The 12,598-nt window shown below is 67.6% G+C and carries 16 protein-coding genes; 5 read left to right on the top strand and 11 right to left on the bottom strand.

Annotated features, from left to right (window positions below; all coding sequences use genetic code 11):
* Window positions 1–100: 100 nt before the first annotated feature.
* The 5 genes from AC6LJ9_RS28785 to AC6LJ9_RS28765 all read right to left on the bottom strand — a co-directional run bounded on the left by AC6LJ9_RS28785 (window position 101) and on the right by AC6LJ9_RS28765 (window position 4,623).
* Window positions 101–2,386: a DUF3141 domain-containing protein gene (locus tag AC6LJ9_RS28785; RefSeq protein WP_498150206.1), complete on the bottom strand. Its 2,286-nt coding sequence runs from the start codon at window positions 2,384–2,386 to the stop codon at window positions 101–103.
* Between the two features lie 200 nt (window positions 2,387–2,586).
* Complete coding sequence (locus AC6LJ9_RS28780; RefSeq protein WP_498150205.1) at window positions 2,587–2,982, bottom strand: VOC family protein; 396 nt, start codon at window positions 2,980–2,982, stop codon at window positions 2,587–2,589.
* Between the two features lie 18 nt (window positions 2,983–3,000).
* A complete protein-coding gene (yfcF, locus tag AC6LJ9_RS28775; RefSeq protein WP_498150204.1) occupies window positions 3,001–3,639 on the bottom strand; it encodes a glutathione transferase in 639 nt (212 codons plus the stop codon).
* A 117-nt stretch (window positions 3,640–3,756) separates the two neighbouring features.
* Window positions 3,757–4,086: a DHCW motif cupin fold protein gene (locus AC6LJ9_RS28770; protein WP_212319804.1), complete on the bottom strand. Its 330-nt coding sequence runs from the start codon at window positions 4,084–4,086 to the stop codon at window positions 3,757–3,759.
* 51 nt (window positions 4,087–4,137) lie between these two features.
* A complete protein-coding gene (locus AC6LJ9_RS28765; RefSeq protein WP_212319806.1) occupies window positions 4,138–4,623 on the bottom strand; it encodes a GNAT family N-acetyltransferase in 486 nt (161 codons plus the stop codon).
* Between the two features lie 263 nt (window positions 4,624–4,886).
* Between AC6LJ9_RS28765 and AC6LJ9_RS28760 the strand changes: the two genes are divergently transcribed.
* Together AC6LJ9_RS28760 and AC6LJ9_RS28755 are read left to right on the top strand one after the other, a co-directional pair.
* Entirely contained in the window at window positions 4,887–5,822 is a 936-nt protein-coding gene (locus tag AC6LJ9_RS28760) for a DnaJ C-terminal domain-containing protein (RefSeq protein WP_498150207.1), read from the top strand.
* A 2-nt stretch (window positions 5,823–5,824) separates the two neighbouring features.
* Complete coding sequence (locus AC6LJ9_RS28755; RefSeq protein WP_212319808.1) at window positions 5,825–6,142, top strand: chaperone modulator CbpM; 318 nt, start codon at window positions 5,825–5,827, stop codon at window positions 6,140–6,142.
* 56 nt (window positions 6,143–6,198) lie between these two features.
* Here the strand turns inward: AC6LJ9_RS28755 and AC6LJ9_RS28750 are convergent, their stop codons facing one another.
* The 4 genes from AC6LJ9_RS28750 to AC6LJ9_RS28735 all read right to left on the bottom strand — a co-directional run bounded on the left by AC6LJ9_RS28750 (window position 6,199) and on the right by AC6LJ9_RS28735 (window position 9,235).
* Window positions 6,199–6,624 carry a type II toxin-antitoxin system VapC family toxin gene (locus AC6LJ9_RS28750; protein ID WP_498150203.1) on the bottom strand — a complete coding sequence of 142 codons (426 nt, stop codon included), beginning with the start codon at window positions 6,622–6,624 and terminating at the stop codon, window positions 6,199–6,201.
* Window positions 6,621–6,893, bottom strand: coding sequence for a hypothetical protein (locus AC6LJ9_RS28745; protein ID WP_498150202.1), 273 nt, complete (start codon window positions 6,891–6,893; stop codon window positions 6,621–6,623). The genes AC6LJ9_RS28750 and AC6LJ9_RS28745 overlap by 4 nt, the downstream gene beginning before the upstream one ends.
* A 112-nt stretch (window positions 6,894–7,005) precedes the next feature.
* Complete coding sequence (locus tag AC6LJ9_RS28740; protein WP_498150201.1) at window positions 7,006–7,662, bottom strand: DsbA family protein; 657 nt, start codon at window positions 7,660–7,662, stop codon at window positions 7,006–7,008.
* 97 nt (window positions 7,663–7,759) lie between these two features.
* Window positions 7,760–9,235 carry an inorganic phosphate transporter gene (locus AC6LJ9_RS28735; protein ID WP_103275831.1) on the bottom strand — a complete coding sequence of 492 codons (1,476 nt, stop codon included), beginning with the start codon at window positions 9,233–9,235 and terminating at the stop codon, window positions 7,760–7,762.
* Between the two features lie 191 nt (window positions 9,236–9,426).
* Here AC6LJ9_RS28735 and mog point away from each other — a divergent pair, with 191 nt between their 5' ends.
* The 3 genes from mog to AC6LJ9_RS28720 all read left to right on the top strand — a co-directional run bounded on the left by mog (window position 9,427) and on the right by AC6LJ9_RS28720 (window position 11,337).
* Window positions 9,427–10,059 (top strand): molybdopterin adenylyltransferase, encoded by a 633-nt coding sequence (mog, locus tag AC6LJ9_RS28730; RefSeq protein WP_498150200.1) that lies wholly within the window; start codon window positions 9,427–9,429, stop codon window positions 10,057–10,059.
* 61 nt (window positions 10,060–10,120) lie between these two features.
* Window positions 10,121–10,459 (top strand): hypothetical protein, encoded by a 339-nt coding sequence (locus tag AC6LJ9_RS28725; protein WP_212319818.1) that lies wholly within the window; start codon window positions 10,121–10,123, stop codon window positions 10,457–10,459.
* A 2-nt stretch (window positions 10,460–10,461) separates the two neighbouring features.
* Window positions 10,462–11,337, top strand: coding sequence for a peptidoglycan DD-metalloendopeptidase family protein (locus AC6LJ9_RS28720; protein WP_498150199.1), 876 nt, complete (start codon window positions 10,462–10,464; stop codon window positions 11,335–11,337).
* Between the two features lie 33 nt (window positions 11,338–11,370).
* Here AC6LJ9_RS28720 and AC6LJ9_RS28715 read toward each other — a convergent pair whose 3' ends face one another.
* Together AC6LJ9_RS28715 and infA are read right to left on the bottom strand one after the other, a co-directional pair.
* Entirely contained in the window at window positions 11,371–11,691 is a 321-nt protein-coding gene (locus AC6LJ9_RS28715) for a hypothetical protein (RefSeq protein WP_498150198.1), read from the bottom strand.
* 130 nt (window positions 11,692–11,821) lie between these two features.
* Entirely contained in the window at window positions 11,822–12,088 is a 267-nt protein-coding gene (infA, locus tag AC6LJ9_RS28710) for a translation initiation factor IF-1 (protein ID WP_103275827.1), read from the bottom strand.
* Window positions 12,089–12,598: the final 510 nt, after the last annotated feature.

Raw genomic sequence — 12,598 nt, 5'->3', positions numbered from 1 at the left:
ATATATACAGATGACTGTATGGTATAATGATAATGGTCAATCACTTCCTCACAGTATCAGCAGTTGTTCATGCCAATGTCATATCTTTTTTTTTTTTTTTTCAAAGAAAAAGACGGCATACGAGTTCCCTTGTTGCGTCTCGGGGGCTCGGAGATGTGTAAAAGAGACGGGTGCCGCGCGGCGCGGCGCTTTTGCGGCCGTGGTGCGGGGCGCGGCGCGCGGCCGCCTCGAAGATATGCTCCATTTCGTCCAGGCTTTCGCGCGCCGCCGCGCTCAGCGGCTCGGCGGCTTCCAGCACCCGCTTCATCTCTTCCAGCGCGGTGCGGATGGCGGCGGGCGTTTCGCCCTCCAGCAGGCGCGGCATGGCCTGGATGGCGGCGGGCGCGTCCAGCGTCAACATCAGCGCCTGGTCGCGGGTCAGGTCCTTGAATTCCTGCAGCGTGATGGCGTTGTTTGACTCGGCGCGCATCTTGCGGATCAGCGCGAAACTGCGTTCGTCCAGGCCACCCTCGGCGCCGGCCACGTACAGCAGCATGCGCACGGCGGCCACGAGCAGCCCGCCTTCCTGCAGCTGCGAGCGCAGCTCGGCGGCGCGGGCCGCCATGAAGTCGCGGTGTTCGGGCGATACGCCGGGATGGCGGCGCGGCAGGCCGTCCTGCGCGCCCAGGCCGGCCAGGTCCTGCACCACTGGTGAACCATAGATGCTCATGAAGCTACGCTCGGCGGCCGAGTCGCGCAATTCCTGCCAGATGTTGAGGCTGGTCTCGATCCAGTTCGACACCATTTCCTGGGCCATCAGGAATGGATTGGCGGACGAGGCGGGCTGGCGGTGTTCGCGCACCTGCTCGGCCACGCGGGCGATGGGCGCGACCAGCGGGTTGCGGTCGGAAATCAGCTCGTAGGGAAGGCGCAACGGGTGCAGGCGCTGCAGCCATTCGGCCGACTGCGGCGTCACGGCGGCCCGCAGCCAGGGCTGCACGAAGCTGCGGTACATGCCCAGGTTGATGTCCGAGATGCGGGCCACGGCGGCGAAACGACGGTCGTCGTCTTCCTTGCGGTCGACAATGGCGCGCACGTCATCCAGGCGGCGCTCTTCGAACGACAGCACGTAGTCGCCCTGGGCCAGATCGGCGTTCGGCGTGTCCGGCGTCTTGTCGGTGATCTCGGCCTGATAGATGCCGGGAGGCAGCACATCGATCATGTCGATGTTCGACGTGAATTCCTGGTGTTCCTTGCGGGCCACACTGCCGGACACGAAGATGCCCAGATGGCCGATGCTCTCGTGCACGGCGTAGACGATGGTCTGGCCATGGGCCAGCACTTCGGCGTCATCCTGGTACAGATCGGGGATCCAGCCCAGCGCCTGCGGCGGCGGCGTGATGTTGTCGCCCTTGGAGCAGAACACCACGATGGGCGAGCGGATGTTGCGCAGGTCGATGCGGATGCCGTCGGACGTGACCAGCCCGGCGGTGGCCAGGCGGTTGCCCACGAACAGCTTGTCCACGATGTACTGGATCTCGGGGCCGTTCAGGAACACGTGGCCGCCCCACCATTTCTCGAAGCTCAGGTAGCGGCCCGCCTCGGTGTCGACCTTGGAGTAAAGGCTGTACTGCTTGCTCCAGAGGGTGTTGGCCGGGTTCAGGTTCTCGAAGTTCTGCACCAGCCAGGCGCCGTCGAACTTGCCGTTGCCGATGTCGCTGGTGAGCGCGGTGAGCCAGCTGCCGCCCAGCAGGCCGCCGGAATAGCGCATGGGGTTCATGCCGCGCCAGCCGGCCCAGTAGGACAGCGGCGCGCCGGCCACGATGATGGGGCCGAACAGCTCGGGCCGCACGGCGGCGGTCATCATGATCTGCCAGCCGGCCTGGCAATTGGCCACGACCACGGGCTTGCCTTCCGCGTCGGGATGGCGGGCGATGATCTCTTCCAGGAAGCGCGCCTCGGCCTGGATCACATCCTCGACCGTCTGGGTCGGCATGGGCTGGGGCAGGAAGGTGGCGAAATAGCAGGCATGTCCGGCGCGCAGCGCCACGCCGATCTCGCTTTCCGGCTTGAAGCCGCCGATGCCGGGGCCGTGGCCGGCGCGCGGGTCGACCACCAGGAAGGGGCGCTTGATCGGGTCGGTTTCGACGCCTTGGGGCGGCGTGATGCGCAGCAGGCCGTAGTTGACCGGACGGGGGAATTCGCGGCCATCCAGCACCAGCTCGTATTCCATGCTCAGCACGTTGGGCGCGCGCTTGGCCATGTGCTGGTGGTACTGGTTGCCGCGCTGGCGCATCACGTCGGCGTAGAGGACGCCGCGTTGCCAGGCATCCACTGCGTACTCATAGGCGGCCGTCCAGGGGTTGGCGGACGGGGCGGGGTCGCGATCCTTGCCGGGTTCGGCCATGGCGATCTCCTGTATAGGCGGGTAGCTTTCCGGCATGGATGCACGCCGGACCGATTCCAGAGTGGAACCGGTTGACTTGACCTCCCCATTACACCGCAATCGATGTTGCATCGCAACATAGGCGGGTTTGATACAGGTCAAACCTCGGCGGACTATGCGTCCCTTCTTATCGTTCCCGGCCGGCCTGCGCGTCGGGAGCGTCACTCGGGGTCGTGGCAGACGGCTTCGATGCGATTGCCGCAGGGATCGAGCAGGAAGGCGGCGTAGTAATGCGGGTGATAGTGCGGACGCAGGCCGGGCGCGCCGTCGTCGCGGCCGCCATGCGCCAGGCCGGCGGCATGGAAGCGGTCCACGGCGCTTCTGCTGGCCGCCTTGAAGCACCAGTGGCGACGCGCGTCGCTGCCGGCCTGCGGGGATGCGAAAACCGACAGATAGGTATGGCCGGCGTCGTCGGGGCGGCAGCGCTCGCCGTAGCCCAGGGCGTCCTCGCGGTCGTAGACCTTGGACGCGCCCAGCGCGCCCATCACCGCGTCATAGAACGGGCGCGCCTCGTCCAGTCGAGGGACCGTGATGGAGACGTGGTCGAGCAGCTGCATCGCGGCGCGTCGCCGGCGTCAGCGTCGCGCGGCCGCGTTGTGATCCAGCCACTTGCGAATGCTGGGGCGTTGCCACTGCGCCTCGGCATAGGCGCGCAGCGTGTCGGGCAACAGATCGTCCAGCCACAGGCGGCGCAGCGCGGTGGCCAGGTCGGCGTCGGCGATGCTCCAGGCGTCGAACAGCGTGGCCTGGCCGGCGCCGATCAGCGCGCCGCTGACCTGGATCAGCTTGGCCGCGGCCGCGTGGCCGTCGCCGGACAGGGGCTGGCCGGGCTGGTCCCAGAACACGGTTTCGGTCGGGCGCTCCTGGCGCAGGGCGCCCAGGTCGCTGCGCAGCCAGGCCTGCAGCTGGCGCGCGCGGGCGCGGGCCTGGGGGGCCTCGGGATACAGCGCCAGATGATCGGGCGCCGGATAGAGCTGCTCCAGGTATTCGGCGATGGCCGTCGATTCGGTCAGGTGGAAATCGCCGTGGGTCAGGGCGGGAACGCGGGACGTGAGGGAACGGCTCTGGAAGGGCACCATGCGCTGCTCGCCCGCCGACAGGTCGATGGGGCGCACTTCGAAGGCCAGTTTTTTCTCGGTCAGCGCGACATAGGCCGACATGGCGTAGGGGCTGAGGAACTGGGAATCGACGAATAGCGTGAAAGGGGCGCCCAATTGAGTTCTCCGGTCAGGCGGTTGCTGGATGATGTAGACAGGCCTTGGGCCGCGCCGCCGTGGCGATGCGGCCCTACAGCGTAACGCAATTGAAATTTCGCGTGTCGCGCGGGCGCCTCAGTCGACGATGAACAGGCGCGCGCCGGTGGGCGTGGACGAGCGGTGGGGCTCGGCCTGGTCCGCCACCTGATAGCTCATACCAGGCGTCAGTACGAAACGGCGGCCATCCTCGAGCTCGGTGTGCAGCTCGCCGTCCAGGCAGAAGAGGATATGGCCCTTGCTGCACCAGTGGTCCGCCAGGTAGCCGGGGGAATATTCCACCATGCGCACGCGTACATCGTCGAACTGGCGCGTGCGCCAGTAGGCGACGCCGGTTTCGCCGGGATGCTCGGTGCGTTCGACCTCGTTCCAGTCGGTGGTGCCGAAGGGGATGTTGCTCATCTTCATGATCGATCCTGCCCCGCGGTCGCGCGGGTGGTGGTTGCAAAGTGGGGGGATTCAGGCGGCCAGCTTCTTCTGCCAGAACATGGCGCGGCCCGTGTGCTCGTCCAGCGCGTAGCCTTCGTAGCCCTGCCTGCGGTACAGGCCCTGCGCCACCGCGTTGCCTTCCAGCACTTCCAGCGTGATCTTGCAGCAGCCCAGCGCGCGGCCGCGCTGTTCCAGCGCGGTCAGCAGCGCCTTGCCCACGCCCTGGCCCTGGAAGCGGGGCGAGACGCCCAGGTCGTGCAGGTTCAGCAGCGGACGGCAGGCAAAGGTGGAAAAGCCTTCGAGATAGATGGCCACGCCGGCCGGCTGGCCGTCCACGCGGGCCAGCAGCGCGCGCGCGGTGGGGCGGCGGGCCAGTTCGGGGATCAGGTCGCGGTGGACATGGGCCGGCAGGGGCGTGTTGCCGCCCATGGGGCCGCTGGCGTATTCGTCGAGCATGGCCAGCACCTGGCGGCCATGTTCCGGGTTGTTGAAATCGACGTCGATGATTTCCAGCATGATGGGGTTCCTGCGCTTCCGCCTTGTCGCATGGGCTCCTGGCTGCCTGCCGGCGGCCGGTCCCGGTTCTGGTTGCGCCGTCGTCGTTGGACGGCGTGCCGGGGCCGGCATGCGCGGCAAGCGGCCCCGTCCGCAATTATGGCGCGGTTGCCGACCGTCTGCGCCCACGCATTGAAAAAACGGCGCGCAGCCCCTATCTTCTATCCATTGGATGGCCGATTCCGGCGCGGCTGGCGGCTGCAACCCTTTCAATGGGCTGGGACATGGAGTTCAAGGACTACTACGGCATACTCGGCGTGGAGCGCGGCGCCTCGGACGACGAGATCCGTCGGTCCTACCGCAAGCTCGCCCGCAAATATCATCCCGACGTCAGCAAGGAAAGCGACGCCGAGGCCCGCATGCGCGACGTCAACGAAGCCTACGACGTGCTGCGCGACCAGGAAAAGCGCCAGGCCTACGACAACCTGGCGGCCGGCGTGTCGCCGGATGGCGGCTTCCAGCCGCCGCCCGGCTGGGACGAAGGTTTCGAGTTCCATCGCGGCGCGGCGCCCGGCGACGAGGCGCAATTCAGCGAATTCTTCTCGTCCCTGTTCGGCGGGGCGCGGCGGCATGCGCCGCAGCAGGACTTCCGCGCGCGCGGCGAAGACCATCACGCGGCGATCGAGGTCGACCTCGACGACGCGCTGCATGGCGCCACCCGCGACATCAGCCTGCGCTCGATGCGGGTGGACGATCAAGGCCGCCCGCAGATGAGCACGCGCACCCTGAGCGTGCGCATTCCGGCGGGCGTGCGCGAAGGCCAGTACATCCGCCTGGGCGGGCAGGGCATGCCGGGTTACGGCGGCGGCGAGAACGGCGACCTGTATCTCGAAGTGCGCTTCAAGCCGCATGCGCGCTATCGCGCCGAGGGCCGTGACCTGTACATGTCCTTGCCCGTGGCGCCTTGGGAAGCGGCCCTGGGCGCGCAGGTCGAGGCGCCCACGCCCGGGGGCGCGGTGGAAGTGTCCATCCCCGCGGGGGCGGCCAATGGCCGCAAGCTGCGGCTGCGCGGCCGAGGCATACCTGGCGATCCGCCTGGCGACCTGTATCTGGTGCTGGAATTGGCGCTGCCGCCGGCCGACACCGAGGCCGCCAAGCAGGCCTATCGCAAGATGCAGCAGGATCTGCCCTTCAACCCGCGCCGGCACCTGGGAGCCTGAACATGAAGAAAGTCGTCATCGCCAGCGCCACCGTGGTGGGCAAGTCGCAGCCACTGGACGCAAACGAGCTGGCGCACGCCTGCGGCGCCGAAGTGGAATGGGTGGCCCGCCTGGTGGAGGTGGGCATCGTCAGCGCCGCCGGCGACCGCCGGGAAGAATGGCGGTTTCACAGCCTGGACCTGCGGCGCGCCCGCGAGGCACGCCGGCTGGAACGTGATTTCGACGCCGGTCTGGACGCCGTGGCGCTGATTCTGGATCTGAGCCAGGAAGTGCGCAGGCTGAAGGCGCAACTGCGTGTGCTGGGGGGAGACGCGGAGTAGGCGTTGCGTGGATGCAAACGTGGCGTGACCACCCGGGGCGGCCAGGTGAAGCGGTTTCAGACTGGCGACCAGGGGTTCAGCAGCAGCGTGCACAGGGGCGAGAAGTCGGCCACATTGCGCGTGACGACGATCATGCCGTGTACCAGTGCGGTGGCGGCGATAAGGGCGTCTCGTTCAGAGCGCCGGTCCGGCACGTGCAAGGCGGCGCAGCGCCGTGCAATCTTGGTGTCGATCGGCAAGACCTGGGCGGAGAACGCTGGCAGGACGCGGCCATTCATCCAGGCGCGCAGCACGATGCCCTGTCGTGGATCCTTGCGCTCCGCTCTTTGAATGCCGATTTCCAGTTCCATGACGGTAATGGCGGAAAGGAACAGCGTGGACGTGTCCACATTCGACGCCCATCTACAAACGTTGGCGTCGGCCGTGCCGGCGCCTGCCTTGCGTAGTTCGGAGATGACATTGGTGTCGAGTACGTACCTCATCGAACGACCGAGTGCTGAAAGACGAGATCCAGCCGGGGCGGATCGAATTCGATGTCGGCGAGGCCGGGCATGGACAATGCCGCCAGGAGCGTCCGCCGTTGTTCTGGTTGATCGGAAGACTGAACCGGACGCGGCTGGGCTTGCGGGGGAGTGAGGTGACCTTCGGCGCAGATTGCCGGCCGTAGCTGCGAGAGAAAACGGCCCGTCATGCGCGGGGCGGGAGTAGGGTAGGCTCGGCGGGCGATATTTGAGTACACGGCGCGGGTCATGACGGCATCTCCTGGCCCCGGGGAGTCGGGGCATGGACGTCACCTTACCCGTGGCTGCCGGGGTCGCCTATTCGTAGATGCCGAAACCACCGCCGCGCCTGGCTGGCGCGGCTCAGCCCGCGCCCTTGATCCGCTCGCGCAGCTCGGCCTGCCACTGCGCCGGCCGGCCCAGGTAGCGGCCCGGCTCCAGCAAGGCATAGCCGCCCTTGCGTTCCAGGGCGAAGGTCGGGAAGCCCGAGCCGCCGATCTGCGACAGCAGGCGGCGGCTTTGCGCGATGTGATCAAGCGTGGCGGCGCCGGCCGCGTCGGCCTGGGCGGCCGCGTAGGCGTCGGCGTCCAGGCCGATCTCGGCCGCCAGCTCCCGCAGCACGGCGGGATCGGCGATGCGCCGCCCTTCGACGTAATGGGCACGCTGGATGCGCTTGAGCAGGTCCAGCCCGCGGCCGGCCAGGTTCTCGGCGGCCAGGATGGCGGTGGTGGGCGGTTCGGAATCGAACACGGCGCCGCCGTCGCGCAGCAGGCCATCGAAATAATCGGCGCCGAACAGCTGGCCGGTCAGGCCGGCGATGCGCTCGTCATGCGGCATGACGTAGCGCCGCAGCGCGTCGGTGACGGGCTGGCGGTTGCTGCCGGCCATCATGCCGCCGCCGTGGATGGCGATGGCCAGGCCCGGCACGGCGCGAGCGGCGTCCACCAGCGGCGCGGCGCCGTAACACCAGCCGCACAGCGGGTCGTAGATGTAGTGGAGGATGGGAGAGGAGGCGTTCATGGCGTCATGTTAGGCGCCGGACGCGGCGGCAGATAGCCTGGCGCGGTAGCCAGACTGTTGCGCCAGCCGCGCGGATGTTCCGCGCGGCCGCGAGGCCTTATCCCGCGATGCGCACGCCGACCCAGAACAGGCCGGCGGCCAGCAGCATCGAGGCGGGCAGGGTCAGCACCCAGGCCAGCAGGATGTTGCGCACGGTGCCGCCCTGCAGGCCGCTCTTGTTCGCGATCATGGTGCCGGCGATGCCCGAGGACAGCACGTGCGTGGTCGACACCGGCAGGCTGAAGACGTTGGCCAGGCCGATGGCGCCCATGGCGGTCACCTGTGCGGACATGCCCTGCGCGTAGGTCATGCCCTGCTTGCCGATCTTCTCGCCCACGGTCAGCACCACGCGGCGCCAGCCGACCATGGTGCCGGCGCCCAGCGCCAGCGCCACGGCGACGATCACCCAGAAGGGCGCGTATTCGGTGGTGGCGGTCAGGTCGGTGCGCAGGCGTTGCAGGTCGGCGCGTTCGCGGGCCGGCAGTTCCTTCAGGCGCGCGACCTTCTTGGCCGTGTCGTCCAGGCACAGCAGGTAGCGGCGCACGTCGATGCGCTTGGCGGCTGGCAGGTCGCCGTAGTGGCTCACGCCCTGCAGGTCGGCCTGCAGCGCGGCGATGGTGGGCAGCGTCAGTTCGGGATCGCAGCGGAAGCTGGGCGGCAGGTCCGAGGCGCCGCCGCCGCGCTTGAGCGCCAGATAGTCGCCCAGCGTGGCTTCGTTGCGGTGGTAGAACGCGCTCAGGTGCGTGGCGGCGTCGCGGGTGCGTTCGATCTGGTAGGTGGTGCTGTTGGTGTCCAGCACGAAATTGGCGGGCACGATGCCGATCAGCACCAGCATGATCAGGCCGATGCCTTTCTGGCCATCGTTCGAGCCGTGCACGAAGCTCACGCCCATCGCCGACAGCACCAGCACCAGGCGGTTCCAGAACGGCGGGTGTTTCTTGTTGTCCAGTTCGCGCCGTTGCTCGGGCGTCTTGTGCATCTTCGACAGCGGTAGCCAGCGCTTGAGCGCCAGCAGCAGGCCGCCCGCGATCAGGAAGCCCGCCACCGGCGAGACCACCAGCGACAGGCCGATGTCGATGGCCTTGCCCCAATTGACGCCGTCGCCCAGCGGCAGGTCGGTGATCAGCGCATTGGCCAGGCCCACGCCCAGGATGGAGCCGATCAGCGTGTGCGAGCTGGAGGCGGGGATGCCGAAATACCAGGTGCCCAGGTTCCAGGCGATGGCGGCGGCCAGCATGGCGAACACCATGGCCAGGCCGCGTCCGGTATCCACGTTGATCAGCAGTTCGACCGGCAGCAGGTGGACGATGGCATAGGCCACGCCCACGCCGCCCAGCAGCACCCCGAGAAAATTGAAGATCCCCGACAGCACTACCGCCAGGTGCGGCGGCATGGCCTTGGTGTAGATCACCGTGGCGACGGCGTTGGCCGTGTCATGGAAGCCGTTGATGAATTCGAAGGCCAGGACGAAGGTCAGGGCCAGCACGAGGCTGAGGCCGACCCAGAGGTCTAGGCCATGGAAGAGGTCGAACATGGAGGCGGGGGGAGGTTCCGGCGAAGGTGCCGATTATTGCAGATTTGTGACCTGTCCCCGATGAGTCCGGACAAGCTCCCTGCATGGCGCCGGCCCGGGGCGGAAGAATGCGATAGCATCCGGGTTTCGGCGCCACCAGCGGATACGCGCGGCCGGCCGCCGCCAGTTCCTCCATTCCTCGCCATCCCGCCATGAACGCCTTCGCCCGCCTAGTCCGCAGCCACCCTGACGAATTGCTCATCGGCCTGGTATCCGTGTCCGACCGCGCCTCCGCGGGCGCCTACCAGGACCAGGGCCTGCCCGCGCTGCGGGAATGGCTGGGGATGGCGCTGGCCTCGCCCTGGCAGGCGGTGGACCGGCTGATCCCGGATGAGCGCGAAGGCATTACCCGGACCCTGATCGAGCTGGTCGACGATTGCGGCTGCGATCTCGTGCTGACCACGGGCGGCACCGGCCCGGCCCGGCGCGATGTGACGCCCGAGGCCACCCTGGACGCTGGGACCCGCGAAATGCCGGGCTTCGGCGAGCAGATGCGCCAGATCAGCCTGCGTTTCGTGCCTACCGCCATCCTCTCTCGTCAGGTCGCGGTGATTCGGGAGACGGCCGAACACGCCGCCTTGATCGTCAACCTGCCGGGTCAGCCCAAGTCCATCCGCGAAACGCTGGAGGGCCTGAAGGGCGATGACGGCGCCACCCTGGTGCCAGGTGTGTTCGCCGCCATTCCATATTGCATCGATCTGATCGGCGGTCCCTATGCCGAGACCCGGCCCGAGGTGATCGCCGCCTTCCGCCCGAAATCGGCGCGCCGCGCGCAGCAGGCCTGAGCGGCCGCTGCGGTATAGTTTTTTCCTTGCCTATCAACCCCGTCTTGAGATGCCCGCCGACATGAAGGTCCGCCTCGCCCTGTCCCTCACCATTCTCGCCGCGCTGTCGGCCTGCGCCAATGTCAAGGACGTGCGCAGCCGCGATCCTGTCTTCTATGGTTCCACCCAGCGCAGCGCCGAGGATTACACCGCCTGCGTGGCGAGCGCCTGGAAGGCGCAGGGCATCAAGTTCGAGCAGAAGGCCGTACGCAACGGCTTCGAACTTGTGCAAAGCGATAGCCTGGGCGTGGAGGCGGTGCTGACCACCACGCATTGGAAGGGCAAGACCGAGACCCGCCTGTCCACCCGCATCAACCGCCGCGATCAGACCATGATCGAGCCGGCCAACCTGTGCCTGTGATCATGATGGGCACGAAGCGCCGCGACGTGCTGCGGCTGGGCGTGGCCGCGGCGACCCTGTTCGCCGCCGCGCCGCTGCGCGCGCAGCAACAGCAGGGTTTCATTTCCCGCAAGCTCAACGCCCCGGTGCCGGGCGGCGTGGCCGTGCTGGCGCTGGGCGATGGCCCGACGGCGCCGGAGGTCACGTTCCTGGAACGGCGCGCGCTGGTCGTGCGCGAGGAAGGGCGTCAGTGGATCGCCGTGGTGGGCATTCCCCTGTCGGTCAAGGCGGGCGAGCAGCGGGTGTCGATCCGCGACGCCAAGGGCGCGCGCGAGCTGGCCTTCACGGTCCGGCCCAAGGAATACGCCGCGCAGCGCATCACGCTCAAGAACCCGCGCCAGGTCAATCCCAGCGACGAGGACATGAAGCGCATCGAGCGCGAAATGGCCGAGCAGAGCGCGGCCAATCGAAGCTATCGCGCTGGCGTGACGCCCAGCAACCTGATTCTGGACCGTCCGGTGCAGGGCGGTCGCCTGTCGAGTCCCTTCGGCCTGCGGCGCATCTTCAACGGCGAAGAGCGCAATCCGCATTCCGGGCTGGATTTCGCGGTGCCTGCCGGCACGCCGATCAAGGCGCCGGCCGCTGGCGTGGTGACGCTGGTGGGGGACTATTTCTTCAACGGCAAGACCGTGTTCCTGGACCACGGCCAGGGCATGGTCAGCATGTTCTGCCACATGTCGGCCATCGACGTGAAGGTGGGGGACGAGGTGCCGCGTGGCGGGGTGGTGGGCAAGGTGGGCGCCACGGGCCGCGCCACGGGGCCGCATCTGCACTGGAACGTCAGCCTGAACGATGCGCGGGTCGATCCCGCGATCTTCATCGGCGCCTTCAAGCCCTGATTGTCGCCGCGCAGGCGCGCGGTGGCCTGGCGCTCAACCCGCCAGCGCGGATTCGGCCGGGTCAGGCCGGGCGGCGGGCTGCTGCAGCGCGATCCGGTGCAGCGCGTACTGGTGCACGCGTTCGGCGTAGAGCATCTGTTCGTGGAGCTGCAGCAGTTCGGCTTCCTGTTCGTCCAGGCAGTTATCGAACTTGATCTTGGCGTCGGCGTAGGTCAGCCCGGTGTTGCGCAGGCTGTTGATGAAGGCCTCGCGCGACTGGCTGAGCAGACGCAAGCCGTTTTCGCCCTTGGCGAATTTCCTGCGCGCGCGGTCAAGCTGGTCGGCGGCGGCTTGCAACTCTTGGTTCAGGTCCATCTTGCTTCATGCGTGTGCCGCCGGCAGGGCGCGGGCGGGAATACGGCATTTTTCCATGAACCGCCGCATCCTGCATTACGGCACGGCGCCGGCCGGGGTTAAGCGGCCACGCCGTCCGTCATTGCGCGTCTTAGCGGCGATGCGCGGGCGGGCGGCTGGTGGGGGCGGGACCGCGCTCGTCCTTGTGGCGGAAATTGATGCGGCCCTTGGTCAGGTCGTAGGGGGACATTTCCAGCGTGACGCGATCGCCGGCCAGGATGCGGATGCGGTGCTTGCGGATACGGCCCGACGCGTAGGCGCCGACTTCGATGCCGTTGTCCAGCTTCACGCGGTAGCGGCTGTCGGGCAGCACTTCGTCAACGATGCCGTCCAGTTCGATGAGTTCTTCTTTTGCCATGGTCTACTCCTTGATCAATGCGCGGCGCCATGCGGGCGGCATGGCATGCCGCGTGAGCGGCGACGCGTGCCGGAGGCTGTAAGCCGGGTCCGGCGGTTGGAACGCAAAACGTCCGGGCAGGCGCGGGTAAGGGCCACGGCATCCCGAGTGGATGTCTGAAATGACGGATACCTGCGCCGCGAGGCGCTGGGGTGCGCGCGATGCGCGGCTTGGTCGCAGCCGGGCGCTGCGCGCGAGGCTGGAAGAAGCGTGGGAACGGTTGCCGAAGCCTTGGGGCAAGAGGCGCTCGCTCAGGAAAACCGGCCAGGACGCTTGTAGTGCGATGCGGCGTCGAAACCAGGTTTTTGCGGAAAAATCACGGGCTTATGTTAACGCAACGCGCATGCTTTAGCCAGTTCTTATCCGGCCGACAGCCACGATAGTAGTAATTGAACGACGCGTTTGGGCGAGGCGCCCGCGTCCGCCAACGGACGCGGCGGGGGCGCCAGGCCCGCCGGCGCGATACAGGGC

The organism is Achromobacter sp. 1011811831, from assembly GCF_059760905.1.
Note: the sequence above shows the minus strand (reverse complement) of the source record. Positions and strands in the feature narration are given on the sequence as shown.

What these genes read in the sequence shown, in the direction of transcription:
- AC6LJ9_RS28740 (WP_498150201.1), bottom strand. Translation starts at nt 7,662, where the DNA reads ATGAACGCCTCCTCTCCCATCCTCCACTACATCTACGACCCGCTGTGC.
- infA (WP_103275827.1), bottom strand. Translation starts at nt 12,088, where the DNA reads ATGGCAAAAGAAGAACTCATCGAACTGGACGGCATCGTTGACGAAGTG.
- AC6LJ9_RS28735 (WP_103275831.1), bottom strand. Translation starts at nt 9,235, where the DNA reads ATGTTCGACCTCTTCCATGGCCTAGACCTCTGGGTCGGCCTCAGCCTC.
- AC6LJ9_RS28720 (WP_498150199.1), top strand. Translation starts at nt 10,462, where the DNA reads ATGATGGGCACGAAGCGCCGCGACGTGCTGCGGCTGGGCGTGGCCGCG.
- mog (WP_498150200.1), top strand. Translation starts at nt 9,427, where the DNA reads ATGAACGCCTTCGCCCGCCTAGTCCGCAGCCACCCTGACGAATTGCTC.
- AC6LJ9_RS28760 (WP_498150207.1), top strand. Translation starts at nt 4,887, where the DNA reads ATGGAGTTCAAGGACTACTACGGCATACTCGGCGTGGAGCGCGGCGCC.
- AC6LJ9_RS28780 (WP_498150205.1), bottom strand. Translation starts at nt 2,982, where the DNA reads ATGCAGCTGCTCGACCACGTCTCCATCACGGTCCCTCGACTGGACGAG.
- AC6LJ9_RS28750 (WP_498150203.1), bottom strand. Translation starts at nt 6,624, where the DNA reads ATGAGGTACGTACTCGACACCAATGTCATCTCCGAACTACGCAAGGCA.
- AC6LJ9_RS28785 (WP_498150206.1), bottom strand. Translation starts at nt 2,386, where the DNA reads ATGGCCGAACCCGGCAAGGATCGCGACCCCGCCCCGTCCGCCAACCCC.
- AC6LJ9_RS28770 (WP_212319804.1), bottom strand. Translation starts at nt 4,086, where the DNA reads ATGAAGATGAGCAACATCCCCTTCGGCACCACCGACTGGAACGAGGTC.
- AC6LJ9_RS28725 (WP_212319818.1), top strand. Translation starts at nt 10,121, where the DNA reads ATGAAGGTCCGCCTCGCCCTGTCCCTCACCATTCTCGCCGCGCTGTCG.
- AC6LJ9_RS28755 (WP_212319808.1), top strand. Translation starts at nt 5,825, where the DNA reads ATGAAGAAAGTCGTCATCGCCAGCGCCACCGTGGTGGGCAAGTCGCAG.
- AC6LJ9_RS28745 (WP_498150202.1), bottom strand. Translation starts at nt 6,893, where the DNA reads ATGACCCGCGCCGTGTACTCAAATATCGCCCGCCGAGCCTACCCTACT.
- AC6LJ9_RS28765 (WP_212319806.1), bottom strand. Translation starts at nt 4,623, where the DNA reads ATGCTGGAAATCATCGACGTCGATTTCAACAACCCGGAACATGGCCGC.
- AC6LJ9_RS28715 (WP_498150198.1), bottom strand. Translation starts at nt 11,691, where the DNA reads ATGGACCTGAACCAAGAGTTGCAAGCCGCCGCCGACCAGCTTGACCGC.